Here is a 26,095-nt window from a genome sequence, read left to right on the forward strand (position 1 = left end):
GCATCGCGACCCGGTACGACAAGACCCCGGAAAGCTACCTCGCCGGCCTCCACCTGCGCGCCTCCATGATCTGGATCAACGACCTCACCCGAGCCACTCGTTGATCACAACCAGATACGCGCCCTAGAGCGGCGTGTCCTTCGCGTTGCCCGAGCTGTCGGCCGTGCCGGCCGCCCGTGCCGCGGTCGCCTGCCGGGAAGCGGGCGTCGGGCCGCGGACGGGCGGCCGGTAGGGGTCCGCGTCCGGTCATGGATCCGGCGTCAGATCAGCCCCTGCCGCAGCGCATATGCCACCGCATGAGCCCGGTTGCGCAAGTGCAGACGGGAGATGATCCCGTGCAGCACGTTCTTGATGGTGCGTTCCGAGTACGACAGCTTGGTGGCGATGTCGGCGGTCTCGTAGCCCTCCGCAATCAGGCGCAGCACCTCGATTTCGCGTTCCGCGAGGCCGTTGACGTTGAGGCCGAGCGGCCCGAGGACTTGCCCTTGCAGGCGGCCGACCTGTTCCAGCAGCCGGCCGAGCAGGTCCGCGGGGACGCTGCCTTCGCCGCGGGCGACCGCGCGGATCACGTTGGTGAGGCGTTCCGGGGTGGCGTCGGTGCGGCGGATGATCCCCGCGACGCCGCATTCCGCGGCGCTGACCAGGTGCTGGTCGTCCAGGTGCGAGGCGACCAGCACGACGCGGGAGGACGTGGTGCGTTTGACGTTCCGCAGTACCCGCAGCGCGTTGTCGTCGACGTGGTCGACGACGACCACGATGACCACCGCGGACTCCTCCTCTTCCCCTTTGTGCAGGGACAGTTCCGGCCTGGCCCGGACCTGGCTGGCAAGTCCCGCCTCCAGGACCGGATCCTGCGCCCGTAGTCCGACCGTGATGCGTTCCACCGCTTCCTCCCCGTGGTCTTCCCGTCCGTCTTCCCGTCCTCTCCCCACCGCCCCCGGTCGGCTCGCCCGTGCGGGCAGCCGTCGGAATCCGGGGAGCGGTGCCCGCTGCCCGGATTCCGGACTCGCAGTATGCCGAAAGGCGGTCCACGAGCGGTCAACAAGCGCTCAACGGCGGGGACTCGACGGGCATCCCCGGTGCCCGAAAGTGTTCCTCGCGCACTCCTGCCAGGGGCACCCGCCCGCCCCTACGGTGCGGTTCATGAGTGCTACGGCAACCCTGGACACGCCGGAGGTCTCCGTCGAGCCCGGCGGCGCGGCCGACGTCCCCCTGCAGATCCGCAACTCCGGCAGCACCGTCGAGGAATACCGCTTCGAGGTGGTCGGCCCGTGCGCGGCGTGGACGACGGTCGAACCGGACCGCGTGTCGCTGTACCCGGAGACGGCGGAGACCGTCACGGTGCGGCTGCGGCCGCCGCGCGACCCGGGCACGGCCGCCGGCGAAGCGCCGTACGGGATCCGGGTCGTGCCGACGAACAACCCGGACACCGCGGTCGTCCCCGAGGGCACCGTGACCGTCCTGCCGTTCACCGAGATCACCGCGGAACTGCTCCCGCGGTCATCGCGGTCCGCCCGAAAGGGCAAGCACCGCGTCGCGGTCGACAACCGCGGCAACACGCCGGTCACCGCGAAACTGGCCGGGCAGCCGGGCTGGCGGAGTGCCCTGCCGCGGTTCGCCAAGGCCGAGTTCGCCATTCCGCCGGGGCGTGCCGAGTTCGCGGACGTCGGCATGCGGCCGGCCAAGCTGGTGTGGTTCGGGCCGCCGCGGACGCACCCGTTCCAGATCGCGGTGACGACGACGATGGCGGCGGCCGCCGCTGCCACGACAACGGGCGCCACGGACGGCGCCAAGCCCGGCGAGCCCGCCGCTCCCCCGGCGCCCTCGCCGCCCGCGTCGGCCCCCGCCTCGGCTCCCCCGCCCGTGCCGCCCCGGCCGTCCGGCGAGGCAGCACATGCTCCGGCGCCGGTGACCGTGCTGCTGGACGGGACGTTCGAGCAGCGCGCCCTGCTGCCCCGGTGGACGCCGCGCGCCCTCATCGCCCTGGTCGTCGTCGCCGGCCTGCTGGTCGGCCTGTGGTTCGGCGTGCTCCGCCCGACGGTGCGCTCCGCCGCGCGCGACGCGGTCACCCCCGACGTGGTCAACGCCGCGCAGGAGAAGGCGCAGAACCCGGAAGGCAAGGGCGCGACACCGTCCCCGGGCGCCAACGGCGGTGCCAACGGCGGGCAGCTGAACGGCGGCGGCTCGGGCGGCTCCGGCGGCACCAGCCCGCGCCCGGGCCAGAGCGGCGGACAGCCGGGCCAGAACCCGGGCGGCGACCCGGGCCAGCCCGGCGGCGGGGCGCCCGGCGGTGGGGCGAGCGCCAAGCCCACGAGCGCGCGCCTCGAGGTCACGGATGCCGCGGGCGGGGACAGCAGTTCGTCGGCGTACGAAGTGCCGGCCGGGCAGGCGTTCGAACTCACCGACCTGGTCGTGCAGAACCCGCAGGGAGACGCGGGCACGCTGGTGATCGCCAACCAGGACAAGCCGATTCTGAGCCTGGCGCTGGAGAACTTCCGCGACCAGGACTACCACTTCGTCACCCCGGTCGTGGTGCCCGGCGGCGCGTCGCTGACCATGACGGTGAACTGCGCCCAGGTCGGCCGCCCGGTGGCCGCCCCGGCGCCGTCGGGGTGTGTGGAATCGCTGCTGCTGGGCGGGATATTGAAGCCGGGGTCGTAGCGGCGCGGAGCCCGATCCGGGTCCCGAGGCGAGGCCGCCTCGGGACCCGGTCGGTTGCCTACGCTGCTCGTCGCCCCGCCGACTCGGGCCCCGAATCGGATCCCGGCGCGGCTCGTCACTCCGCCGGCTCGTCCTCTTCCTCGTCCGTCTTGTCCTCCGCCCGCTGCACGAACGCCCCCTGCACGTCCGCCGGTTCCTCGTCCTCGTCTTCCTCGCGCTGCACCGCCGCCGCGGTCGCGGCCCCCTCGGCGCCTTCGTCGACGGCCCGCTGCACGGGTGCCGACGGTCCCGCGGGTGCGGCGGCCGCGCTCGTTGCGCCCGTTCCGACGTCCGGCGTGGGCGCGGTCGGGGCCGGGAGGGACATCACCCGGTCCGCGTTGGCCACCGCCTCGCGCTCGAACCGGTCCGACGGGTCGCTCACCCGGATGCCGCCCGCGGTCTCCGTGCCCTCCACGGGCCCGCTGCGCTGCTGGACGACGTGGGTGAGTTCGTGCGCGAGCATCGTCTTGCCGTCGTGCGAGCCCGGGTCGTACATGCCGCGCTGGAACACCACGTCGCTGCCGACGGTGTAGGCGTGCGCGCCGACCTCGGCGGCCGATTCGTGGGCCCGCCCGTCCGTGTGGATGCGCACGTCCCCGAAGTCGGCGCCGAGCCGGGCTTCCATGTCGGCGCGGGTGTCCCCGTCCATCGGCGCGCCGCCGCCCGACCCGACGACCTCGTGCACGCGCGACCGGGGCGCGGGTTCCGCGGCGGCCCGCTGTGCCGCGGGCGCGCGGTCCTTCTCGTCGTCGGCCAGCATCGCCCGCACGGCGCCGTTGCCCGCGGCCCGCTGCAGGCTGCTCAGGCCCGCGCGCCCGACCACGTCCGGTCGGCCGAGCGCTGCCGCGCGGTACACCAGGGCGGCGTGCTCGTGGTCGTGTTCCGGGCCGGCGCGGGTTCCCGTCCGGTCCTCGTCGTGGTCGTGGTCGTGGTCGTGCGCGCGCATGGACACCTCCGGGGCCACTCGGCGAACCGCCCTCCCCACGACCCTCCGCGCGTGCCGCCCCGCCGTCCATCCCGCGGTGCCCTGCTCCCGGACACCGCGGCTTGCCCGCAAGGGCACCGGATCACGCAGGCCGGCTGACCGTCTTGGTCTCGGTGTACTCGCGCAGGCCTTCCAGTCCCTGCTCCCGGCCGATGCCGGATTCCTTGAACCCGCCGAACGGGCCGAGGGCGCGGGCGCCGTTCACCGTGACCTGCCCGGCGCGCAGCCGCTTGGCGACCCCGGCCGCGCGGTCGGTGTCCGCACCCCACACCGAGCCGACCAGGCCGAACCGGGAGTCGTTCGCGAGCGCGACGGCTTCCTCTTCGTCGCGGTAGGGGATGACCGCGAGGACCGGTCCGAAGACCTCGTCCTGCGCGATCCGCATGTCGTTGGCGACGCCGGTGAGGATCGTCGGCGCCAGGTAGTTGCCCGTACCCGGCCCTTCCACGCGGGTGCCGCCGTAGGCGACGGTGGCACCGTCGGCCACCGCGTCGGCGATGTCGGCGAGGACGCGGTCGGTCTGCACGGGGCTGATCAGCGGGCCCATGTCGCTGGTGTCGTCGAGCGGGTCGCCCACGCGGACCTTCTCGGCAGCCGCCACCAGGCGCGCCACGATGTCCTGTTCGCGGTCCGCGGGGACGAGCAGGCGGCTCTGCAGCAGGCAGGCCTGCCCGGCGTGGCGCAGGCAGCCGTCGAAGAGCGCGCGGGCGGCGAGCGCGTCGTACGCGACGTCGTCGAGGTCGTCCAAGTGGATCGCCGCGGACTTGCCGCCGAGTTCGAGGACCAGCCGCTTGAGGGTGCCCGCCGCGTCCGCGGCGATGGTCTTTCCGACGGCGGTGCTGCCGGTGAACGAGATCATGTCGACGCGCCGGTCGGCGGTCAGCGCCTGGGCGGCTTCCAGCGACGTGGTCGGCACGATGTTGACCACGCCCGCCGGGATGTCGGTCTCGTTCGCCACGATCCACGCGAGCGCCACCGCGGCCAGCGGGCTGAGCGGCGACGGCTTGAGGACGAGCGTGTTTCCCGCGGCGATGGCCGACGCGACCTTCGTGAGGTTGAGCGTGTGCGGGTAGTTCCACGGGGTGATGGCCGCGACGACGCCGTGCGGTTCGTGCACGAGGGTGCCGGACGTGCCGGGCGCGGTCAGCTCCTCCTCGGCGGGCACGAGCGCGAGCTGCGCCGCCCCCGCGGTGATCATCGCGGCCGCCATGACCTGGCCGGGCCGGTCGTTGGCGACGCCCCACTCGACCCGGGCGAGGTGGTCGAAGAACGGCTCGTGCCGCTTCAGCGCCTCGGCCAGCTGCGTCAGGCACGCGGACCGCTCGGCGCCCGACATGCGCGGCCACGGCCCGGCGTCGAACGCGCGGCGGGCGGCCTCGACGGCGGCCGCCATGTCCGCGGTGTCGCCGTCCGGCACGGTCGCGAACGCGGCCCCGGTGCCCGGCGACACGTCGTCGAACCGGCCGAGCCCGCCGGGCCGCCACGCGCCGTCGACGAGCAGGCCGGTGGTTTCGAGGGCGTCGAGGCTCAGGTGCACGGATTAACCCCTGTCAGGTAGTACGGCGTCCTGCGGAGGCTAAACCCAATCCCTTGAGGTTGATCGAATCAAGCACCAACTGTGAGAGAGAGCACCCGCCGTTCCCACCCGGGCCCCGACGGCCCTGCGTCCGCGACCGATCGCAACGGATCACGACCTGCCGCGAGGGACTGCGACCGGCCCTGACCGGCTACATCGAGGCGCCCGCCGTGGTGGCGCCCGGGGACGGCTGGTCGGTGCCGCAGTACTTGCACTTGCTCGCGGCCTTCGGCAGGTCCTCCGACAGGCACGCGGGGCAGGTCTTCTCCGGGCCGTCCTCCTTGAACACGCTCACGCCGCGCCGCTGCTGGTACGACTTGTACGGCAGCACGATCAGGAAGAACACGACCGCCATGAAGATGATGAAGTAGATCACCGCCGAGATGAACTGGCCGACGTTCAGGTAGGTCGCCACGTTGCCGGACTTGCCGAGCTGCCAGCCCAGGCCGACCGACGAACCGCCCTGGAACCGGGTGACGATCGGGTTGATCACGAAGTCCGTGAAGGCCTTGATCAGGGTGCTGAACGCCAGCGCGATGATCAGCGCTACGGCAACCGTGACGATGTCGCCCCGCATGAGGAAGCCTTTGAAGCTTTTGAGCACAATCGCCACCCACCTAAGCCCGAATTAATACGACTTTCCGGGCTCAGATTGCCAGTTGATATCCCGATAATCGGTTCAACTCGCCGAAAATACCCGGGCAATCCCCCAACCGGCGGAACCCGGCCGCGAGCGCCCCGTCAGTCGCTCGCGACGGCCGGAAGCCGTGCCGCGATCGCGTCCAGGAGCAGGTCGAGCGCGAATGCGAAGGCCCCGTGCTGCATTTCCGCGTCGAGCAGCGGCATGGTGGCGGCGATGTTCGGGTGGGTTTCCGGGGCGAGTTTCGCGTAGGTGCCCTGCCAGACCTCGCGGTCCGCGGCCAGGGCGTCCGGCGGGAGGCTCAGCGCCGCGGCGTGCTGGACGGCGAAGGCGAGGGTCTGGTCGGCCAGGGCGTGGTAGTACCGCACGGCCTCGCCGTCCGGGAAGCCCGCCGCGCGGAGCAGGCGCAGCAGGGTCTCGACGGCCTGGATCTCGTGGGCGCGGCCGGTGGTGCGGTGCCCGGCGAGGGTGGCCGCCCGCGGGTGTTTGGCGTAGGCGGCGTGCAGGCGCAGGGAGAGGTCCCGTACATCGGCGCGCCAGTCGCCGGTCTCGGCCCAGCCTTCCTGGGCGTGGCCCAGGAGTTCGTCGGCCACCGCGAGCAGCAGGTCGTCGGTGTTGCGGAAGTACCGGTAGATCGAGGTCGGGTCGGCGCCGAGCGCGGCGCCGAGGCGCCGGACCGACAGGGCGTCCGCACCGTGCTCGTCCACCAGCGCCAGCGCCGTCTCCACGATCAGCGCATGTGACAGCACCGCTCCCTTCCGGGTCGGCCGTCGGCGCCGCCGCTGCGGCTCGGAAACCACACGCTCCGCCATACCCGCGACCTTACGGCACCCGGAGGCCTCCCGGCCGCCGCGGCGGAGTGACCGCGGCGGCCCGGGGGCGGCGACGGCTCAGGCGTCCGCCGCCCCCACCGCCCCCGCCTCCCGCAGGTGGGTGATCTCCGCGTCACTCAGGCCGAGTTCGTCGCGGAGGACGTCGTCCGTGTGTTCGCCCAGCCACGGGACGCGGGTCTCCGGCTGTTCTTCGGCGAGGGACAGTTTGACCGGGTTTCCGGGGGTCAGGACCGGGCCCGGGACGTCGTCGGTGCGGTCCATGGCGACGAGCATGTCGCGGCTTTTGACGTGCGGGTCGGCGATGACGTCGGCGGGCGTGTTGACCGGCCCGGAGGCGATGCCCGCGGCGGTGAGGGCGGCGCACGCCTCGCGGCGGGTCTTGTCGGCGGCCCACGCCTCGATGCCGGGGCGGATGACGTCGTCGAGGTGGTCGAACCAGTCCTGCGGACCCGCCAGGCGCGGGTCGTCGAGCCACTCGGTGCGGCCGACGAGGCGGGCAAGCGCCTCGAACATGTGCGGGCGGCCGCACTGCACGATCACATAGCCGTCGCGCGCCATGAAGGCGTCGTTGATCAGCGGGGCGAGGCCGCCGTGTTCTAGGCCCATCGACCAGTAGCCGATGCCGGTGTCGTTGAGCGCGATCATCGCGTCGTACATGGCGATGTCGACGTACTGGCCGCGCCCGGTCGCCTCGCGGTGCCGCAGCGCGGCCAGGACGCCGATGACCGCGAACAGCGCGGAACCGGTGTCGCCGAGGCCGCCGAGCGGCGACACGATCGGGGGCACGCCGGGCGGGCGCTTGAACTCGTACAGGCCGGCCATGCCTTCGACGACCGGCGCGTAGGCGGGCCAGGTCGCGTACGGCGTCTCCCGCGTGTTGCCGAACCCGGACACCGACAGGTACACCGCACGCGGGTTGATCGCCGCGATGTCCTCGAACCCGAGGCCGAGGCGCCCCGCCACACCCGCCTTGAAGTTCTCGCACACCACGTCGGCCTTGGCCGCCAGCGCGTGGACGACCGCAAGCCCCTCCGGGTTCTTCAGGTCGACGGCGATGCTGCGCTTGCCGAAGTTGTTGCGCAGGAACGTGGCGCCCACCGGACGGCCGTCCGGATCGGCCATCGACGGCAGCGAGCCGCGGCCGGAATCCCCGCCGTCCCGCGCCTCGACCTTGATCACCTCGGCGCCGAGCCGCGCCAGCATCTGGGTCGCGTACGGCAATGCCTGCATCTGCTCGACGGCCAGGACCCGCACGCCGTCCAGCGGCCTCCCGAACCCGCGCGAACCGCCGTCGCCCTCCACCTCGGTGTACGCCGCCTCGCGGTACGCCGCACTCTCCGCGTTGCCCCAGCCGCTCATGGCACTCCCGTCGTCCGCCGAACTCCGGTGGTCATCCTGCCCAGGACAATCGCATAGTGATCGCGATGTCGTGTTCCTCATACGGTTCTCACCGCCTTCTCATCCGCGGCCGGGATCCTGGCGACATGACCGAACACGACATGAACCGGCGGCGTTTCCTGGTCCTCGGTGCGGGCGCGGCGGCGACCGGGCTGGCCCTGACCGCCTGCAGCGACTCCTCCGGGAGCGGGAAGGACGGCGCGGCGGGCGGTGCGCAGCCGAGCGCGAGCGTGTCCGCGGGCGGTTCCGCCGGTACGGCGCAGTGCGTGCTGTCCACGAACGTCACCCAGGGCCCGTACTACCTGGACAAAGCGCTGGTCAGACGCGACATCCGGGAAGGGAAGGCCGGGGTGCCGCTCACCGTGCGCCTGACCGTGCAGGACACGACGGCTTCCTGCAATCCGGTGGCCGGCGCCGCCGTGGAGATCTGGCACTGCGACGCGTGGGGGTACTACTCGGGCTACACCACGGCGAGCCCGGGCGGGAACGCGCCGGCGGAGAGCGAGGACACCAGCGGCGCGAACGACAAAACGTATCTGCGCGGCTACCAGATCGCCGGCGCGGACGGCGTCGTCGAGTTCGCCACGATCGTGCCGGGCTGGTACACGCCGCGCGTCACGCACATCCACGTCAAGGTGCACACCGGCGGGCAGCAGGCCGACGGCACCTACCAAGGCGGCAAGACGAACTTCACCGGGCAGTTGTTCTTCGACGACGCGATCGGCGAGGCGGTCTACAAGCTCGCCCCGTACACCCGGCACACCGGCACGCCGACCAAGCTGGCGGGCGACATGGTCTACACGGGCGGCGGCGCGAAGGACGGCCTGATGACGGTCACGGCGGTCGACTCCGCCGACCCCGCGGCCGGGTACGTCGGCACCCTCACCCTCGGCATCGACCCGTCCGCGAACCGGACGGACGGCGGCGGGCAGGCCCCCGGCGGCGCATCCGGCGGCGGGGCACCCGGCGGACAACCGCCCGGGGGCGGACAACCGCCGACCGGCCAACCGCCCACCGGCCAACCCCCGCAAGGCGGGCAACCGCCGGAAGGCGCACAGCCTCCGGCCGGATAGCGCGCCCGACCGGGTCCGGCCGCCTCCGCCCTGGAACCCGTCGCCGCGGCACGCCATGATCGACCGATGCACTTCCTCACCGCACTCGACCTCGACGGCTTCACCCCGGTCCCGGACCGGCCGGACTTCTGGACGGACGACGCCGGCAGCGTGCTCAGCGTCCACGAATTCGGCCTGGTCCCGGACGTGCCCGCGGCCCTCGACGACCTTGCCTCGCTGCGTCGCCTCAACACGCTGGACGCGGCCGGGCAGGGCGTCGCGGCCATCGAGATCGACGTGGTCGCCGTCGACGGGCTTCCGGCGATGCGCCAGGTGCTGAAGACCCGGATCCCGGGCCGCGACCACGGGCTCGTGTTCATCGGCTCCTTCACCCTCCCCCGCGCCGACCGCAGCGTGGTCGTCAAGGTGCAGGCCGCCGAGCAGGGCATGACCGGCCTGCGCGAGGCCTTGGTGTTCAACTCCCTGGGCGCCCCCGACAAGGTGTTCCTGCCGCACCCCTACGCGCCCGACGCGCAACTCCCCCTCCCCTACAGCGCGGCCGACGCCCCCGAGTGGGACGCCCGGTTCCCCGACCACCCGCTCACCCGGGTCCGGGCCGTGCTCGCCCGGCAGGCCGCCGCGGTCCGCGTTGCGGAAACGTTCCGGTCCACGGCGCCGTTCGTCCCGGCGCAGACCGGCGGCTCCGCGGCCCCGGACGCGGCCCCGGCCCCGCACGCGGACGCCGAGCGGCGCTGGTTCCGCCGCGGCTGAACGGGCGTTCGGCCGCGGCGCGGGCGCGGTCATCCGAGGGTTTTCCCCGGCCTCCCGCCCCGCGCCACACCGTAGGGTCGAGGGCGGAGCAGGTCCGGGCACGACCCGGGTGAGGAGGAACATGAGGTCTCTCGGGGCCGACGATCCGCGTCGGCTCGGCACGTACCGCGTGCTGGCGCTGCTCGGTTCGGGCGGCATGGGGCGCGTCTACGTGGGCCGCAGCCGTACCGGGCGCACCGTCGCGCTCAAGGTGGTGCACCCGGGCTACGCCGACGACCCGGGCTTCCGCAGCCGGTTCCGCCGCGAGGTCGAGTCCGCGCGGCGGGTCGCCGGGGTGTGGACGGCGCCGGTGCTGGACGCCGACACCGAGGGCGAGCGGCCGTGGCTGGCGACCGGCTACGTCCCCGGCGTCTCCCTGCACGAGGCGGTCGCCACACGCGGTCCCCTGCCCGAACCCGCGGTGCGGGTCCTCGCCGGCGGTCTCGCCGCGGCGCTCACCGCGATCCACGAAGCGGGCGTCGTGCACCGGGACCTGAAGCCGTCGAACGTGATGGTGTCGCCGGACGGCCCGCGCGTGATCGACTTCGGCATCTCGCGCGCCATGGACGCCACCGTGCTCACCGGCACGGACACGATCCTCGGCTCGCCGGGCTTCCTCTCCCCCGAACAGGTCCGCGGCGAACCGATCGGCCCGGCCGCGGACGTCTTCGCGCTCGGCGCGGTGCTCGCGTACGCCGCGACCGGCACCGGCCCCTTCGGCGACGGCAACGCGCAGGCCCTGCTGTTCCGTCTCATCGCCCAGGAACCCCAGCTCGACGACGTCCCCGAAGCACTGCGCCCGATCGTCGAGGCCTGCCTGGCCAAGGACCCGGCCGACCGCCCGACGCCCGGCGAAGTCCGGCGCGCGGCCGTCCCGGACGGTGACATCGACGCGCTGCTCGCCGCGGCGTGGCTGCCGCCGGAGGTGGCCAACGACGTCAGCCGCCGCGCGGTGGCGCTGCTGGAACTGGAACACGACGCGGAGGATCCGGGCAACGCGGCAGAGACGGACACCGCCTACGTCGGCGCACCCGAACCCTCCGAGCCTTCCGGACCCGCGGACGCCGTGCCCGACTGGGCGCGGGACAAGGTCACCGCACCGGGGCCGGACGCGCTGCCGACGCAGGGCCGGGACGCCGGATCACCGCGGGCCGCGGGGCCGGGTCCCTACGACGCCCGGCCGTTCGGGGATCCGCCGCGGCACCCGCCGGGCGAGGGCGAGCAGCGCGACAAACCGACGTGGCAGCGGCTCGTCCCGTACGTCACCGTGCTCGTGATCGGCGGTATCGCCGCCGGGATCTACTTCGCCACCGGCGACAACGGCACCGACGACGGCGGGTCCGGGGCGTCGACGCCGACCCCCACCGCTCCGGCCACGGCCGCCGTCACGCCGGTCACCGGCGGGGGGAACGGCACGCCGTCGCCCCCGCCTTCCACGGCTCCGCCGGGGCTGCCGACCGGGCAAGGCAGCCTCCCGGCCGCCCTCGTCGGCACGTGGACCGGCACGGCGACGACGCGGGACGGGGTCCTCAAGGAACAGGTCACCATCACCGTGAGCGCCGGCAAGTACGGCGACGTCGTGGCGTCGAGCACCATGAGCGCCTACGGCATCGAGTGCAAGGGCAACATGAAGCTCACCGGCGTCGACGGAAACGCGGTGAAGCTGACCGATGTCCAGGGCAGCGGCAACGCGGCCAACCCGTTCTGCACGAGCGGCGGCGACATCACGCTGTCGCTCCGCTCGGACGGCAAGCTCCAGTTCACCGCGGTCGACGTCAACACCGGCAACCCGACGGGACCGCTGGACAGGACGCCCGGCTGATCGACCGGCCCCGCCCGCCCCGTCAGCGGGCCGGGTCGGCCGCGTAGGCGATGGCGATCGCGGCGCCCAGCCGCGCGTTGTTCTCCACCAGCGCGATGTTGGCCTTGAGGCTTGCGCCGCCGGAGATCTCCACGATCCGGCCGAGCAGGTACGGCGTGGTCTCCTTGCCCGTGATGCCGAGCGCGCGCATGTCGGCGAGGGCCTGGTCGATGACGACGTCCATCTCGGCGACCGGGATCTCGTCGGCCTCGGGGATCGGGTTGGCGATGTTCAGGCCGCCCGCGATGCCGAGGTCCCACTTGACGCGCATCATGGCGGCGATCTCCTCGGCGGAGTCGGCGCGCATCGGGGCCGCGAAGCCGCTGCTGCGGGAGAAGAACGCCGGGAACTCGTCGGTGCCGTAGGCGATCACCGGGACCCCGCCGGTCTCCAGGTGTTCGAGCGTCAGGCCGATGTCGAGGATGCTCTTCACCCCGGCGCTGACCACGGCCACGTCGGTCTGCGCGAGTTCGACGAGGTCGGCGCTGATGTCGAAGCTCTGCGGGGCGCCGCGGTGCACGCCGCCCAGGCCGCCGGTGACGAAGACCCGGATCCCGGCGAGCGCGGCGAGGCGCATGGTGGCGGCGACGGTGGTGGCGCCGTGCGCGCCGCGGGCCATCACGTACGGCAGGTCGCGCACGCTGGCCTTGGCCACGTCCGGCGCGGTGGCGAGGAGTTCCAGGTCGTCCGGGGTGAGGCCGATGCGGGCCCGGCCGCCGAGCACCGCGATGGTCGCGGGGACCGCGCCGTGGGCGCGGATGATGTCCTCGACCTCGGTGGCCATCGCGACGTTCTGCGGGTAAGGCATGCCGTGGCTGATGATCGTGCTCTCCAGCGCGACGACCGGCCGGCCGGCCGCGAGGGCGTCCCGGACTTCCTCGGTGAGGACGAGGTCGGGGTGCGGGGTGCGGGTCACTGGTGCTCCTGGTGCTCGTGGCGGGGTCGGAGGTGCGGAGTCGCGGAGTCGCGGGTCCAGGCCGGGGTCGGCCGGCGGTCGGTGCGCTCGGCGAGGGCTTGGGCGAGCAGGCGCGGCGACAGGTCGGGGCGGACGGTGTGCGCGCTTTCGATGGTCAGCGCGGCGGCCGCGGTGCCGTGCTCGACGGCCTGCCGCGGGGCGTGCCCGGCCAGCAGCGCGTGCGCGAACGCGGCGAGCATCGCGTCGCCCGCGCCGGTGACGTCCTCGACGGCCGCGGACAGCGCCGGGACGAAGGCGGGTTCGTCGTCCACGCTGCTCAGCAGGCTGCCGCGGGAGCCGAGGCGGACCCACACGTGCGCCACGCCGCGCTCGTGCAGACTCGCCGCGGCGGCCAGGAGTTCCGCGTCGGTGCCGCTGGGCAGACCGGTCAGCGCGGTGAGTTCCTCGCGGTTCGGGGTGACGGCGAACAGCGGGCGGTCCGCGGCGATCAGCGGGGCCAGCACGGCGGCCTTCGGCACGCTCACCGGCTCGAAGAGGGCGGGTACGCCTGCGGCGAGCGCGAGGTCGAGGGCGTGCGAGGCGGTCGCTGTGGAGAGGTTGCCGTCGACCACGAGGAGCCCGGCGTGCGCGAGGAGTTCGCGCAGCGGGCCGAGGTGTTCCGGCATGAGGTTACCGGTGGCGGTCATGTCGGCGACGGCGAGCACGAGTTCGCCGGTGGCGTCGAGGACGGCGGTGTAGGTGCCGGTCGGATGCCCGCTGCGGTGCACGTGGTCGAGCCGGACCCCCGCCGCGGACGTGTCGGCGAGCAGCCGCTCCCCCATCGCGTCGTTGCCGACCGCGGCGACCAGGTACGTGGGGGTGCCGAGCCGGGCGAGGTTCTCCGCGATGTTGCGGCCCACCCCGCCGGCCGCCATCGAGCCCGAGCCCGGATTGCTGGTGGCGAGGATCGCGGGGGCGGCGCTGCGCGCCTTGATGTCCAGGTTCGCGCCTCCGATCACCACGGCGGACGGCTCCTCGCTGAGGATGTAGCCGCGGCCCCGGAGCACGCCCTTGCGGGTGAGATGCGACAGATGCACGTTGACCGCCGCACGCGTGGTGCCCAGGCGGTCGGCGATCTCGGCAGGCGCGAGGAGGGGGTCGACCCGCAGCAGGTCGACGATCTCACGCTCTCGGTCGGTCAGGGCCATGTTTAGAAGAGTAAAGCTCCTTTAGATATGTATGCAAACACGAGAGTCGAATGCTGGGCGGGCACGGAGGCTTCCAGACCGAGGCCGCCGGGACGGGAGGCGGGTCGGGCCGGCCGGGTCGGGCTGGAGGGGCGGGGTGAAGCGCGAGGGCGGGGCGCGGAGCCGTCCAAGCCGACGCGGCCACAGCGGGAAGCGAGGCCGGGTGGGGCCGGAGGGACGGAGGGACGGAGCGGGACGGGCGCGGCGGCGCTGCGGACTGGGGGCGGTTGGGCCGGGGCGGACACCGGGACACCGGGACACCGGGCGGTCGCTTCGCGCCCCTTCCCCTTGCACCGCCGCGCCGCCTCACGCCTGCCGCGCCGCCTCCGTCACCTCCGCCGCCGTCCGATAGCGCCCCGGCTCCGTGACCAAAGACCTCGCCAACGCCAGCGCGCGGCGTTCCGCGGCCGCGCGGGTCGCCGGGTCCTTCAGCGTGGTGAAGTCGTCCGGGCGGGCGAAGCCGATCACGCGGCGGAGGATCTCGGCGCCGCAGAAGCCCAGGGACTCGGCGAACAGCGCATCGAGGTAGCGCTGCCGTTCGGGTTCCAGATCGACGCCGTCGAAGAGCGCCGCCGGGTAGGCGTCCCCGGCCGCCCGCGTCCGCCACAGCTCCGCGAACCGGGCGCGGAAGCCCTCCCACACCTCCTCGACCGCCGACAGCAGCCACGCGCGCTGCGCCGCCCGCTCCGGCCCGTGCGCGCCCGCCGCGAAGTAGCCGATGAGCAGGTGCGCCAGCAGCGTGCCGATGTCGAACCCCATCGGCCCGTAGCATGCGAACTCCTGGTCGATCACGGCGATTCCGTCGGCCGAGACCATGATCGACCCGGTGTGCAGATCACCGTGCAGCAGCGCGTCCCGCGACGACAGATAGCGGGACTTCAGGCGGGACACGGCCAGCTTCAGCTCGGTGTCGTCACGCAACCGCCTTACGTCGTCGTCGAGTTCCGGACTGGTCCACCGGTTCCGCGGGTGCGGCAGGTAGATCTCGGTGAAGACCATGTCCTCCATGATCCGGCACATGGCCGTGTTGGTCTCGAAGAACGCGGCCAGCTCGCGCTTCCGGGTCGCGGTCAGCGCAAGATCGGAGGTGCCGAAGAGGGTGTCCGCCAGATAGCGCGCGGCCTGCGCGGCGAAGTGCGGGTGGAGGGCTCCGTCGACCAGCTCGCCGCGCATGACGGTGTGACCTTCGAGGAAATCGACGGCGAGCAGGTGGGATTCGGCGTCGACGTACCACGGCTTCGGAACGAACTCGGGTGCATGTAGGCGGTGTTCCACGACGGCCCGGTGCTCGAACAGGACACGGCGCGGGGTCAGGGCCCAGCTCGGTCCCGCGACGCGCACGTACGGCGGGGCCTGCTTCACGCAGACGGCGCCGTTCGGGCCGCGGACGACGTACACGAAATTGACGTTGCCGTCGCCGATTTCCCGGACCGACCAGCGTGCCGGGTCGCCCCCGAGCCGGTCGGCCAGCGCGGGATGCCCGGCGAGGTGCCCCAGCAGAGCGGCGGGGTCGGTCGGGGCGGCGGGGTCGGTCATGGTCCTCCTCGTCGGTGGGATGTGGCGCTGCCGGGCTACCCGAGCCACGGCGGTTCCGGCAGGCCCAGGTGGTCCCGCAGGACGTCCTCCGCGCAGCCGAGGACGCCGGGGATCGAGCCGGGGTCGCCGGTCCAGCAGTCGCTGACGACGTACACGGCTTCCCCGGGCACCGGCGCCCGCATGCGCGGGGCGACCTGCCCGGGGGAACGCCCGGTCCGCCACACGTGCCACGCCGCGGCGTGCCGCGGACCCGCCCAGTCCTGCAGGCAGGCCGCCACCGGCGGCGGGGCGTCGACGCCGTGCATGCGGCAGAGCAGCCGGTGGGCGTGGGCGACGGCCGCGGCCGGGGCGGGCGGGGCGTCGGCGAAGCCCGTCCCGTCCGCGGGGTCGACCGGGTAGCGCTCGGGATCGGCGGCGAAGCGGTCCCACATCGCGGTCGACGGCCCGCTGGGGTAGGCGGCGAGCAGCAGGTGGGACGCGCCGCCGGGGGCGTACCACACTTGGCGCAGCGGGAGTTCAGTGGTGCTGCGTCCTTCGGTGACGCCGCAGGCCTGCCACCAGGGCTCGGGGTAGGCGAGGAAGAGCTTCAGGGCGCGGACCGGTTGCACGGCGGCCAGGTCCGCACGCCACTGCGGCCTCAGCCGCGCGGCCAGGTGTGGCGCAAACTCGATGGCCTGGAGTGCGGCTTGCGGGAGGGCGAGAACGACCGCGTCGGCGGTGGCGCACTCGCGTCCGCCGGTGTCTCTTCCCGCGAAATCCTCGACGGCGAAGGTGAGTTCATAACGCTTTCCGGTCGTCTCGAGACGCACCAGACGGTGTCCCAGGCGGGTTCGGCCGCCCGCACCCGCGCAGCGGGTGGCCAGAATCGTCGGCAGGGCCTGCATGCCGCACGACAGGGCGACGTAGTGGGCGTCGGGCGGCGTGTCGAACAGGACGTCGATCCACTCGGCCGCGCCGCCGGTGTGCACGTCGTAACCGCCGGTGTGCGTGATGCGGCGCACGGCGTCGGGAGTGAGCGCGGCATCGAGCAGCCGCGGCCAGGAAACCCGGCGCAGCGGCACGCCGTGCACCGCGGCCGTGTGGACGGCCGCCCGGTAGGCGGCGTGCTCGTGCACCGCAGCGGCTTCCCGGCCCCCGCCGCGCGCCGCATGGAAGGCGGCCCGCATCCGCGCGAAGCCCGGCACGGCGGCCTCGACCGCCCGCGCCACCAGCATGTCGGCATCGCTGTCCGGCATCGCGGCCAGGTCGCGGCGGCGGCGCAGTCCGCCGTGCGTATGCGCGAACGTCTCGGGGCGGCCGAAGGGGAACGGCTCGAGCGCGGCGGCCAGCCCCAGGTGCTCGACCAACGCCATCACCGCGGCCGCCTCGGTGTTGAGCCGCATCGCGCCCAACTCGGCCCACCCGCCCGCGCGCAGCGGAGCGGAACGGATGCGGCCGCCGATGCGGTACGTGCGTTCGTACACCGCGACACGGCGCCCGGCCGCGGCGAGCCGGTACGCGGCGTAGCATCCGCCGAACCCGGCGCCCACGACGGCGACTTCGGTCATCCCCCGACCCCCCGTTACCGGCCATTCCTCCGGCAGGCCTTTACCGTTCCGTACCCGGGATGCAACATCGAGTAAGCAAATACGTTGTTGTCGACATCGGGGGCACACGTGATCTTCCGGACCGACGTACTCGCCCAAGCGCCTTCCGCCTACGACGCATTGTCCGAGTACTTCCGGGATATCCGGGCCTTCTACGAAGTGGTCGGCGTCCGCTTCGCGATTCCCGAGTACGGGGTCCGCCTCACCCCGATCGCCGGCAACGAACTGCACTCCAACGCGAACAGCTACCTGCTGTCGGACAACAGTTCGTACCCGTTCTACCTGTGGCTGCCGACCTGGCTGGGGCGGTTCTACGTCGACGCCGACCGGGTGCCGCCGGACTGCAAGGTGGACGACTGTCCGACGGACAAGGCGGGGCTGATCGCGTTCATCTGGCCGTGGCTCGGGTTCAACGACGCGTACGTGCAGGACGCCGACGGCCCCGAGTGCTGGTTCGGCGTCGCCGACCCGCGCCCGGACGACCCGGACGAGACGGTGGCGACCACGTCCACCAGCCTCTTCAACTACTTCCGCATCGAGCGCACCCGCGACGACGAACGCGACGGCTGGGCGACCGGCACCTTCGCCGGCCGCGACATCGGCTGCAACCTCACCGGCCGCTGGTACCTGCGCCGCACCCCGATGGCCGAACTGACCAGCTACTACGAGGTCGAACGCCACATCATCCGGCCCCTCGGCGAGAAGTTCAGCAGCCTGGCCACGACCGCGAACCCGTGAGGCCCACGGGGCCGTCCGGCGGTCCGGCACATGCGCCGGGCCGCCACACCCCCGCCCCGTCGTCCTCCGACGCCGAGGTGCTGGCCGCGACCCGGCGAGTGGCCGCCGAACTACTGCGCCCGCTCGCGGACCGCACGGCCCGGGACGGGGTACCGCGGTCGCATCTGGACGCGCTGGCCGACGCGGGCGCGTTCGGCCTCGCGCTGCGTGCGCCGGGCGTGCTCCGGGACGCCGTCGAGGCGGTGTCGGCCGCCGACGGGGCGACGTGGTTCGTATACGCCCAACACCACCGGCCGCTGCGCGCGGTCGCCGCTTCGGACAACCGGGAGCTGCGCGAAAACCGGCTCACTCCCCTGCGCACCGGCCGGGTCCTGTGCGGGCACGCGGTCTCGCACCTCGCCCGCCCGGGCCCGCCGATGCTCACCGCGACGCCCGACGGCGCGGGCGGGTGGCGGGTGTCCGGTCGCATCCCGTGGCTGACCGGCTGGGGACTGGTCGACGCGGTCCTCCTGGGGGCTTCGACGCCCGACCGGCGGATCCTGTTCGCCCTGCTCTCATCCGCCGAACTCGCCGAGGCGGGCACGGTCCGCCCCCACGATCTGTGGAGCATGAACGCCACCTACGCGGTCTCCGTCCGCGTCACCGGGTTGCGCGTCGCGCCGCCGCAGATCGTGTCGCTCCGGCCCGCGGCCCCGTGGCTCCGCGACCACCACGCGCAGAGCGCGAACACCCACCCCGCCCTCTTCGGCAACCTGCACGCCACGACAGCCTTCCTGGGCGCCCATGAGCCGTTCACCGCACGGGCCGCGCACGCGACCCGCCGAGCGGCCGAACTCCGCACGCGCGCCTACGCCCTGACGGACCATCAACCGCCCAGCGAGGCCCTCGCCGAACGCCTGGCGGTCCGCGCCGCCGCCGTCGACCTGGCGCTCCGCACCGCGACGGCGTGCGTCATCGCTTCCGGGGCCCAGGCGATGACCCGCGACGCGACCGCGGCCCGGCTGCTGGCGGAGGCGTCCTTCCACGCGGTCCACGGGCAGAACGCCGAGGCACGGCAGGCATGTGCAAGGGAGAGGAACGGCCCTGCGTGGCACGAGGGTTGAGCAACGGCACCCGGCCGCCGATCAGCCTGCCTACAGCACCTTCACGATCTGGTCCGCATACCCCCGCAGCACCTCGACCGCGTCCGGCTGTGCCGCCCGGGGACCCGTGAGGACCAGCGAGAGCACGTCCTTGCCCTTCCGGACGGTGATCTCCAGCCGCTTGTCCGACCGGCATTCGAACGAGTCCTTGCCCAGGCGCGGCGAGGCGGGCGGGTTCGAGCAGCGGTACGTCCAGGTGTGCGAGTCCTTCGTGGACTTGTAAGCGCGCTGGGACCAGTAGCTCGCCCCGTGCTTCTTCGTGCCGCCGTGCCGTTCGAGGTCGACCTCGAAGTCGTCGGCGCCGCTCGACAGCTCGCAGTCGGCCCGCGAGGTCAGCTTGTCGTTCTTCGCCCGGTGCTGCGGCGTTCCCCCGGCCAGGAGCCGGGTGAGCGGCGGGGCGGTCATCACCGCGCACAGGTCGTCCGGCACCTTCTTGGCCTTGGCCGGCGACGAACACCCCGACACCAGCACCATGGCCGCCGCGGCAACCCCGCCGACGACAACCTTCGTGGACTTCTTCGCAGGCATGGAACGCCCCCCGATACGGATCCTGAACCGGAGAGCGATCTTGCTGATCCCCTCGCATTTGGTCAAGGCCGCACCAAGCAACCACCCAGCGTTTGCCAACCCGCCCCGCCCGCCCGCAAACTCCCCCTAGCGCCGCGGCGTCGGCAGGGGAATCCGGGTCGGGAGGCCCTCCGGGATCGTTCCCAGGCTCACGGCGATCTTCGAGAAGCCCATGAACAAAGCCAGCCCGGCGGTCAGTTCCGCCGTCCCGGCGGCGCCGTAGGCGGCCACCAGTTCGTTCCGCAGTTCGCCCGTGACGCCGTGCGGGTTGCCGAGGAAGACGTCGGCGAGCCGGATCACCGTCTTGTGGCGCTCCTGGAGGGCGCTGGCTTCGAATCCGTCGTCGATGAGTTCGACGAAGTCCTCGGTGAGCCCGGCCGCCGTGGCCTGGTCGTACCGGACCGCGCGGCAGAAGCGGCAGTCGGTGACACGCGCGTTGCGGAGCCGGGCGACTTCCTTCGAGGCGTGGTCCACGACGCCGTTCGACCACAGCGTCCCGTACAGGCGCAGGAACGACGCCAGCAGATCCGGCTGCAGGGCGAACGGGCTGGACGCGATCGGGTCCGCCGGGTCGGTGGGCGGCGGCGTGGCCGGCGCCGCCGGGTCGAGTCCGGGCAGTTCGGCGACGGTGACGGCGGTACCGGGAAGCGCGGGTGCGACGGTGTGCGTGCCGAGCACCACCTGGAACCGGGCGAAGCCGTCGAACACCGCGCAAGCCATCGCCAGGCCCACGACGCGCGGCATCCCGAGCAGGTCGGTCAGGCGCGTGCGGTCCTCGTCGGAGACCCCGCCCGGCGCCATGACGAACTGCTCGGCGAAGTCCAGGCAGGCCGACTCCACGGCGTCGAACGCCGGATCGCCCCCGCCCTTCGCCAGCGCCGCGACCTTGGCGTCGTCGAGACCGGCGTCGACTGCGGGACGCGTCCGTACCGCGAGTTCCGTCTCGCACTCGTGGAGTTGGGCGATGCGCAGCCGGACGAGTTCGGTGGTCCGCGGATCGAGCACCACGGGGTTCCACAGCCGGGTGAAGTAGTCGGCGTAGCTCGTCCGCAATTCCGGGAACAACCCCAACGTCCCCGGGAAGTCCGTCGCTTCCGCCTCGATACGGGACAACCAGCCGGCCATGTGCGCTCCTGTCGGGTCGACGTCCGCTTGCCTGCTCAGCCAGATTCCATATGCTGAATGTGAGATTCGCATATGAGAATTCGATGCTAGGTTCGGATCTGACACACCGTCAACCATCGACCGGCCGCGGGAGGCGTGCGCACGATGACCGACCGGCAATCCCCGTCCGCCGACCGCGTGGTGCGGATTCTCACGCTGCTCACCGACCACCCCGGCGAACGCCTGACGCTCACGCAGATCGCCGAGCGGCTGGAGATGAGCAAGCCGACCTGCCTCGGCGTGCTGGCCAGCCTCAGCTCGGCGGGTCTGCTCACCCGCGACGACGCCAAGACGTACGGCCCCGGCCCGGCCCTGCTGCGCATGGGCACCGCGGCGGAGAGCAGCGTGGCACCGCTCGACCTCATCCGCCCGCACCTGGAGGCCCTGCACCGGGAAGCCGGCAGCTGCATGCTGGTCGCCAACATCGACGCCCACGTGGTCGTGCTCGACCGCCGCGGCGTCCTCGCCACCGGCGACACGCGCGACTTCGTCGGCGAACGCTTCCCCGCCGCGGCGCCGTTGGGCCTGGTCAACAATCTCTGGAACCCGGACGCCGACCTCCACGCGTGGCTCGCCCGCACCCCGCTGGTCCCCCTCGCGGGCAGCCCCGACCGGGTCTTCGCCCTCGCCGCGGACGCCCGGCAGCGCGGCTACGTCGTCGAGTGCGAGGCGGGTCCGGACGACATCGGCCACGCCGTCATCGCCCAGCTCGTCTCCTCGCACCTTCCCCAGGCGGTCCTCCGCAAGCTGTTCCGCCACCTGCCGCCGCTGACCTTCACCGAGTACGAACTGCCCGGCGAGGAAGTCCCGAACGCGGTCGTCCGGCACATGACCGCGCCGATCTTCGACCGCCACGGCCGCCAGCCGTACGTCTTCACCGTCGTCGTCGACGGCACTCCGGACCCCGGCAGCCGCCGCCGCATCGCCGACACCCTCGTCGCCACCGCCACAGCGGCCACGCAAGCCCTCGGCGGCGTCAACCCCTGGACGGCCTAGACCGGGTCGGACATGGGCCGACCCGCGCTCTCCGCATCCGGCCGCACCCGTCCCGCGCGCATCTCCAAGTACCGCCGCTCCGCCAGACTCGCCGTCGCCTTGGCCGCGCGCCGGTAGTGGTCGTAGGCGGCGGCCCGGTCGCCGGTCTCTTCCAGGAGGTGGGCGCGGACCGACAGCAGGCGGTGGTGGCCGGCCATGCGGTCGTCGTCGTCCAGAGTCGCGAGCAACTCCATTCCGGCCACGGGGCCTTCCACCTCCGCCAGGGCGATGGCGCGGTTCAGGGTCACCATCGGGTTCGGGGCGATGCGCTCCAGGATCATGTAGAGGGCGTGCACCTGCTGCCAGTTGGTGTCCTCGGCGGCGGCCGCGTCGGCGTGGGTGGCGGCGATGGCGGCCTGGAGTTGGTACGGGCCGAGGGCGGCGCCGCCCAGCGCGGTCTTCGCCAGCGTTATCCCCTCCCCCGTCAGCTCCGCGTCCCACCGCGTCCGGTCCTGCTCGTCCAGCGGGATCAAGTCGCCGGACGGCGTCGTGCGGGCCGCGCGGCGCGCGTGGGTGAGGAGCATGAGGGCCAGCAGGCCGGTGACTTCGGGGTCGTCGGGCAACTGCGCGTGGACCATGCGGGTCAGCCGGATCGCCTCGCGGGCGAGGTCGGCGCGGTGGAGTTCGGTGCCGGAGGACGCGGTGTAGCCCTCGTTGAAGATCAGGTAGAGCACGTGCAGCACGACGCGCAGCCGGTCTTCGCGTTCCGCGGGCTCCGGCAGCCGGAAGGAGCTGCCCGCGGCCTTGATGCGCTGCTTCGCCCGGCTGATCCGGGCGGCCATCGTCGCTTCCGGCACCAGGAACGCGCGGGCGATCTCCGCGGTGGTCAGGCCGCCGACCGCGCGCAGCGTCAGCGCGGTCTGCGATGCCGCGGTCAACGTCGGATGGCAGCACAGGAACAGCAGCACGAGCGTGTCGTCGGTGTCCGGGACGTCCTCCGGCACCACCTCGGCCGCCACCGCGGTCTCCCGTTCGCGGCGCGCGTGGTCGCTGCGCATCGCGTCGATCAGCCGTCGCGAGGCCACCGTGACCAGCCAGCCGCGCGGGTTGTCGGGCACGCCCTCGGCGGGCCACTGCACGGCGGCCGCGAGGACGGCTTCCTGGACGGCGTCCTCGCAGCCTTCGAACTGCCCGTACCTGCGGATCAACGTGCCGAGGACCTGCGGCGTGAGTTCACGCAGCAGGTCCTCGAAGGGTGGGGCCGTCATGCCTCCAATTGTCCGTCGGCGAACATCACCTGACGCACCTCGACACCCAGGCCTTCGACGGCCGTGTCCGGAATCTGCGCGGCCAGCTCGATCGCCCGCTCCTTGTTCTCGCAGTCGACCAGGTAGAAGCCGCCCAGGTATTCCTTCGCCTCCAGGAACGGCCCGTCGGTCACCACCGGCTGCCCGTTGCGGACCTTCACGACCACGGCCTGCGACGGGTCGACCAGCGCCTGCGTGGTGATCAGCTCCCCGGACTGCTTGAGGCCGGCGATGAACTTGCCGTGGCCGTCGCCGATCGCCGCCTTCTCCGCGTCGGTCAGCGCGTCCAGCACGGCCGGGTTGACGTGCATGCTGATCAGGAACTGCATCTCGTTCTCCTCGTGGTGCGCGGGCCCCCGGCGGGGCCCTTCGCGTGGTGGTCGGAGCCGGCGCCGTCGTCTTGACATCCCCCGCCCGATTTTCCGCACGCATTTTCCGCCACCGATTTTCCGCCGCCCGACGTCAAGAAGCCCGGCGCCGCTCCGACCACCGGTCGACACACGCACACGGCACCACGGCATCACGACAGTGACACCACGACAGAAGAGAGCTTCCGACATGCGAGTCGACCGGGCATGGCTGGGACTGGGCCTCCTCGTCCTACCGACGTTCCTCGTGGCCATGGACATGACGGCGCTGCTGCTCGCGCTCCCCCAGCTCAGCGCCGACCTGGGCGCGGACGGCGTGCAACAGCTGTGGATCAGCGACAGTTACGGGCTGATGGTGGCGGGCCTCGTCATCACCATGGGCACGCTCGGCGACCGGATCGGCCGACGGCGCCTGCTGATGATCGGTGCCGCGGCGTTCGCGGTGCTGTCGGTCGTGGCCGCGTTCTCCACCAGTCCCGAGATGCTCATCGTCGTCCGGGCGCTGCTGGGGGTCGCCGGGGCGACCTTGGCGCCGTCGACGCTGGCCTTGATCACCAACATGTTCCGCGACGACCGGCAACGCGGGAAGGCGATCGCGATCTGGGCCACCGGGCAGTTCGCGGGCGGCGCCCTCGGCCCGGTGCTCGCCGGGCTGCTGCTCCAGCACTTCTGGTGGGGCTCGGTCTTCCTGGCCGCCGTGCCCGCGATGCTGCTGCTGCTCGTCGCCGCACCGATCCTGCTCCCGGAGTTCCGCAGCGACCACGCCGGGCGGCTCGACCCGGCGAGCGTCGCCCTGTCGCTCGCCTCGGTCCTCCCGATGATCTACGGGATCAAGCAGCTCGCCGTGGAGAACGCGTCCGCGGGTCCCGCCGTCGCGCTGATCGCGGGCGCTGCGATCGGCGTGGTCTTCGTCCGCCGCCAGCTGCGCTCGGCCACGCCGCTGCTCGATCTGCGGCTGCTGCGCAACCGCCCCTTCACCGCCGTCCTCGTCGGCCTGGTGCTGGCCGGGATCGCCATGGCGGGCACCGGGCTGCTGGTGACCCAGTACCTGCAGAGCGTCCTCGGCTACTCCCCCGCGGTGTCGGCGCTGCTCTTCGCGCCGATGGGGCTCGGCGTGGCCGGCGGCACGATGGCCGCCCCGGCGCTGGCCCGCCGCATCCCGCAGACCACCGCCATCGCGGGCGGCCTGGTCGTGTCGGCGCTCGGCGGCGTCCTGCTGGTCGCCGTCGAACCCGGCAGCGCGGTCGCGCTGCCGCTGGTCATCACCGGGATCACCGTCCTGGCCCTCGGCGCCGGGCCGCTGTTCGCACTGGGCACCGGGCTGGTCGTCGGGTCCGTGCCGCCCGAGCGCGCCGGCTCGGCGGCGTCGATGTCGGAGACCGGCAACTACTTCGGCGGGTCCCTCGGCCTCGCGTTCCTCGGCGTGCTCGCCGCGGCCGTCTACCGCGACCACATGGGCGGCACGTCCGAGACCGTCGCCGACGCCGTCGCCACCAGCCGCACCCTCGCGGCCGACCGGAGCGCGTCGCTGCTGCACGACGCCCGGGACGCCTTCACCACGAGCCTGCACGTCACCGGTCTGGTCGCGGCGGGCATCTTCGTCCTGGCGGCGGTCCTGGTCGCCACGATGCGGCCCGCCGCCGCGGGCGCAGACGCGACCGGCACGGAAACCCCGGTGCGCGAAGAGGTCGACGCCTAAGCCGTTCGAACGGACCCGGCCACGGCGGCGGGTTCCGCACCGCGGCTCCGGTGGCGAGGCCGGAGCCGCGGTGCGCATGGTGGAGGGATAAGGCCGCGCCGGTTTCAAAAACCGACGACTGCCTCGTTCGGCTGTGCCGCGACCGCACCACGGCCGTCGACGTTCCCCCGCCGCAGGCGGCCACCCACCGGAGGAGTCAAGGTGAGCGAGGATCTCATCGAAACGGGCCCGATCGACTATCTCGTCGTCGAGTTCCCCAGCGAGGGTATGAAGGGCGAGGGGCTGCCCCTGCTCGTCGACCTGGTCGACCGCGGCATCATCCGCATTCTCGACCTGCTGTTCGTCACGAAGCAGCCGGACGGCTCCATCGTCGGCATCGACATCGCCGACTTCGACGCGGACGGGCAGCTCGACCTGGCCGTCTTCGAAGGCGCGTCCTCCGGGCTGCTCGGCGACGACGACCTCGCCGAGGCCGGCGCCGCCCTGGAGACCGGCACCGCCGCGGGCGTCATCGTCTACGAGAACCTGTGGGCCGCCCCCTTCGCGACCGCGCTGCGCCGCAACGGGGCGCGGGTCGTCGCGAGCGGCCGCATCCCGGTGGAAGCCGTCGTCGACGCGCTCGAAGCGCTCGAGGCCGCCGAAGCCGGCGGCTGAACCCCGCCGCACCCGTTCGCCCGCACCGAAAGCAGGAGGCAGAAACCATGCCAGGTCTTCTCCGCGGCGTCGCCCGGACCGCCGTCGTCGCCGGCACCGCCACCGCCGTGTCCAACCGGGTCTCGCGGCGCCAGGCCGGCCGCTGGGCGCAGCAGGAAGCCCCGCAGCAGCCGCAGCAGGTCGTGTACGCGCAGCAGCCGCCCGCCGAGGCGCCGTCCGACCCGATGAACGACAAGCTCGCCCAGCTCAAGCAGCTCGGCGACCTGAAGGAGCAGGGCGTCCTGTCCGACGCCGAGTTCGAGGCGCAGAAGCAGCGCATTCTGAACGGCTGAGGGCCCGCGCCCGCTGCGGTACCGAGCGTG

Annotated in this window: 24 protein-coding genes; 10 read left to right on the plus strand and 14 right to left on the minus strand. The window is 73.0% G+C overall.

Annotated features, from left to right (window positions below):
- Positions 1-260: 260 nt before the first annotated feature.
- Positions 261-884 carry a response regulator transcription factor gene (locus tag ABEA93_RS32105; protein WP_345679391.1) on the minus strand — a complete coding sequence of 208 codons (624 nt, stop codon included), beginning with the start codon at positions 882-884 and terminating at the stop codon, positions 261-263.
- Between the two features lie 259 nt (positions 885-1,143).
- Here ABEA93_RS32105 and ABEA93_RS32110 point away from each other — a divergent pair, with 259 nt between their 5' ends.
- A complete protein-coding gene (locus ABEA93_RS32110; RefSeq protein ID WP_345679392.1) occupies positions 1,144-2,661 on the plus strand; it encodes a COG1470 family protein in 1,518 nt (505 codons plus the stop codon).
- Between the two features lie 115 nt (positions 2,662-2,776).
- Here ABEA93_RS32110 and ABEA93_RS32115 read toward each other — a convergent pair whose 3' ends face one another.
- From ABEA93_RS32115 to ABEA93_RS32135, 5 genes are all read right to left on the minus strand, one after another.
- Positions 2,777-3,646, minus strand: coding sequence for an eCIS core domain-containing protein (locus ABEA93_RS32115; protein WP_345679393.1), 870 nt, complete (start codon positions 3,644-3,646; stop codon positions 2,777-2,779).
- A 121-nt stretch (positions 3,647-3,767) separates the two neighbouring features.
- A complete protein-coding gene (locus ABEA93_RS32120; RefSeq protein ID WP_345679394.1) occupies positions 3,768-5,222 on the minus strand; it encodes an aldehyde dehydrogenase family protein in 1,455 nt (484 codons plus the stop codon).
- Positions 5,223-5,412: 190 nt separating this feature from the next.
- Positions 5,413-5,865, minus strand: coding sequence for a large conductance mechanosensitive channel protein MscL (locus tag ABEA93_RS32125; RefSeq protein ID WP_345679395.1), 453 nt, complete (start codon positions 5,863-5,865; stop codon positions 5,413-5,415).
- 137 nt (positions 5,866-6,002) lie between these two features.
- Positions 6,003-6,713, minus strand: coding sequence for a TetR/AcrR family transcriptional regulator (locus ABEA93_RS32130; protein ID WP_345679396.1), 711 nt, complete (start codon positions 6,711-6,713; stop codon positions 6,003-6,005).
- Positions 6,714-6,791: 78 nt separating this feature from the next.
- Positions 6,792-8,093, minus strand: a complete 1,302-nt coding sequence (locus tag ABEA93_RS32135; RefSeq protein WP_345679397.1) for a CaiB/BaiF CoA transferase family protein — start codon at positions 8,091-8,093, stop codon at positions 6,792-6,794.
- Positions 8,094-8,218: 125 nt separating this feature from the next.
- On the opposite strand from ABEA93_RS32135, the gene ABEA93_RS32140 reads away from it, so the two are divergent.
- From ABEA93_RS32140 to ABEA93_RS32150, 3 genes are all read left to right on the plus strand, one after another.
- Positions 8,219-9,205, plus strand: coding sequence for an intradiol ring-cleavage dioxygenase (locus ABEA93_RS32140; protein ID WP_345679398.1), 987 nt, complete (start codon positions 8,219-8,221; stop codon positions 9,203-9,205).
- A 66-nt stretch (positions 9,206-9,271) separates the two neighbouring features.
- Positions 9,272-9,955, plus strand: coding sequence for a hypothetical protein (locus ABEA93_RS32145; RefSeq protein WP_345679399.1), 684 nt, complete (start codon positions 9,272-9,274; stop codon positions 9,953-9,955).
- 121 nt (positions 9,956-10,076) lie between these two features.
- Entirely contained in the window at positions 10,077-11,816 is a 1,740-nt protein-coding gene (locus ABEA93_RS32150) for a serine/threonine-protein kinase (protein ID WP_345679400.1), read from the plus strand.
- Positions 11,817-11,838: 22 nt separating this feature from the next.
- Here ABEA93_RS32150 and ABEA93_RS32155 read toward each other — a convergent pair whose 3' ends face one another.
- From ABEA93_RS32155 to ABEA93_RS32170, 4 genes are all read right to left on the minus strand, one after another.
- Positions 11,839-12,771, minus strand: a complete 933-nt coding sequence (locus tag ABEA93_RS32155) for a pseudouridine-5'-phosphate glycosidase (protein ID WP_345679401.1) — start codon at positions 12,769-12,771, stop codon at positions 11,839-11,841.
- Complete coding sequence (locus ABEA93_RS32160; protein WP_345679402.1) at positions 12,768-13,958, minus strand: PfkB family carbohydrate kinase; 1,191 nt, start codon at positions 13,956-13,958, stop codon at positions 12,768-12,770. Before ABEA93_RS32160 ends, ABEA93_RS32155 begins: the two co-directional genes overlap by 4 nt.
- Before the next feature lie 345 nt (positions 13,959-14,303).
- Entirely contained in the window at positions 14,304-15,533 is a 1,230-nt protein-coding gene (gene mtnK / locus ABEA93_RS32165; RefSeq protein ID WP_345679403.1) for an S-methyl-5-thioribose kinase, read from the minus strand.
- A 35-nt stretch (positions 15,534-15,568) separates the two neighbouring features.
- Entirely contained in the window at positions 15,569-17,080 is a 1,512-nt protein-coding gene (locus tag ABEA93_RS32170; RefSeq protein ID WP_345679404.1) for a flavin monoamine oxidase family protein, read from the minus strand.
- A 108-nt stretch (positions 17,081-17,188) separates the two neighbouring features.
- On the opposite strand from ABEA93_RS32170, the gene ABEA93_RS32175 reads away from it, so the two are divergent.
- Together ABEA93_RS32175 and ABEA93_RS32180 are read left to right on the plus strand one after the other, a co-directional pair.
- The gene (locus ABEA93_RS32175) at positions 17,189-17,857 is read left to right on the plus strand and encodes a hypothetical protein (protein ID WP_345679405.1); all 669 of its coding nucleotides are present in this window, start codon (positions 17,189-17,191) and stop codon (positions 17,855-17,857) included.
- The gene (locus ABEA93_RS32180) at positions 17,854-18,960 is read left to right on the plus strand and encodes an acyl-CoA dehydrogenase family protein (RefSeq protein ID WP_345679406.1); all 1,107 of its coding nucleotides are present in this window, start codon (positions 17,854-17,856) and stop codon (positions 18,958-18,960) included. The genes ABEA93_RS32175 and ABEA93_RS32180 overlap by 4 nt, the downstream gene beginning before the upstream one ends.
- A 30-nt stretch (positions 18,961-18,990) precedes the next feature.
- Here ABEA93_RS32180 and ABEA93_RS32185 read toward each other — a convergent pair whose 3' ends face one another.
- Positions 18,991-19,527 (minus strand): hypothetical protein, encoded by a 537-nt coding sequence (locus tag ABEA93_RS32185; protein WP_345679407.1) that lies wholly within the window; start codon positions 19,525-19,527, stop codon positions 18,991-18,993.
- Between the two features lie 126 nt (positions 19,528-19,653).
- Positions 19,654-20,691 carry a carboxymuconolactone decarboxylase family protein gene (locus ABEA93_RS32190; protein WP_345679408.1) on the minus strand — a complete coding sequence of 346 codons (1,038 nt, stop codon included), beginning with the start codon at positions 20,689-20,691 and terminating at the stop codon, positions 19,654-19,656.
- 144 nt (positions 20,692-20,835) lie between these two features.
- Between ABEA93_RS32190 and ABEA93_RS32195 the strand changes: the two genes are divergently transcribed.
- The gene (locus tag ABEA93_RS32195; RefSeq protein WP_345679409.1) at positions 20,836-21,726 is read left to right on the plus strand and encodes an IclR family transcriptional regulator; all 891 of its coding nucleotides are present in this window, start codon (positions 20,836-20,838) and stop codon (positions 21,724-21,726) included.
- On the opposite strand, the gene ABEA93_RS32200 is transcribed toward ABEA93_RS32195, so the two are convergent.
- Both ABEA93_RS32200 and ABEA93_RS32205 read right to left on the minus strand, forming a co-directional pair.
- The gene (locus tag ABEA93_RS32200; protein ID WP_345679410.1) at positions 21,723-22,973 is read right to left on the minus strand and encodes an RNA polymerase sigma factor; all 1,251 of its coding nucleotides are present in this window, start codon (positions 22,971-22,973) and stop codon (positions 21,723-21,725) included. The genes ABEA93_RS32195 and ABEA93_RS32200 overlap by 4 nt on opposite strands.
- Positions 22,970-23,341: a YciI family protein gene (locus ABEA93_RS32205; protein ID WP_345679411.1), complete on the minus strand. Its 372-nt coding sequence runs from the start codon at positions 23,339-23,341 to the stop codon at positions 22,970-22,972. The genes ABEA93_RS32200 and ABEA93_RS32205 overlap by 4 nt, the downstream gene beginning before the upstream one ends.
- A 229-nt stretch (positions 23,342-23,570) precedes the next feature.
- On the opposite strand from ABEA93_RS32205, the gene ABEA93_RS32210 reads away from it, so the two are divergent.
- From ABEA93_RS32210 to ABEA93_RS32220, 3 genes are all read left to right on the plus strand, one after another.
- The gene (locus tag ABEA93_RS32210; RefSeq protein ID WP_345679412.1) at positions 23,571-25,079 is read left to right on the plus strand and encodes an MFS transporter; all 1,509 of its coding nucleotides are present in this window, start codon (positions 23,571-23,573) and stop codon (positions 25,077-25,079) included.
- Positions 25,080-25,280: 201 nt separating this feature from the next.
- Positions 25,281-25,733 (plus strand): DUF6325 family protein, encoded by a 453-nt coding sequence (locus tag ABEA93_RS32215; protein WP_345679413.1) that lies wholly within the window; start codon positions 25,281-25,283, stop codon positions 25,731-25,733.
- A 47-nt stretch (positions 25,734-25,780) separates the two neighbouring features.
- Positions 25,781-26,065, plus strand: a complete 285-nt coding sequence (locus tag ABEA93_RS32220; RefSeq protein WP_345679414.1) for an SHOCT domain-containing protein — start codon at positions 25,781-25,783, stop codon at positions 26,063-26,065.
- Positions 26,066-26,095 lie beyond the last annotated feature (30 nt).

This window comes from Yinghuangia aomiensis (assembly GCF_039542225.1).
GTDB classification, from domain to species: Bacteria; Actinomycetota; Actinomycetes; order Streptomycetales; family Streptomycetaceae; genus Yinghuangia; species Yinghuangia aomiensis.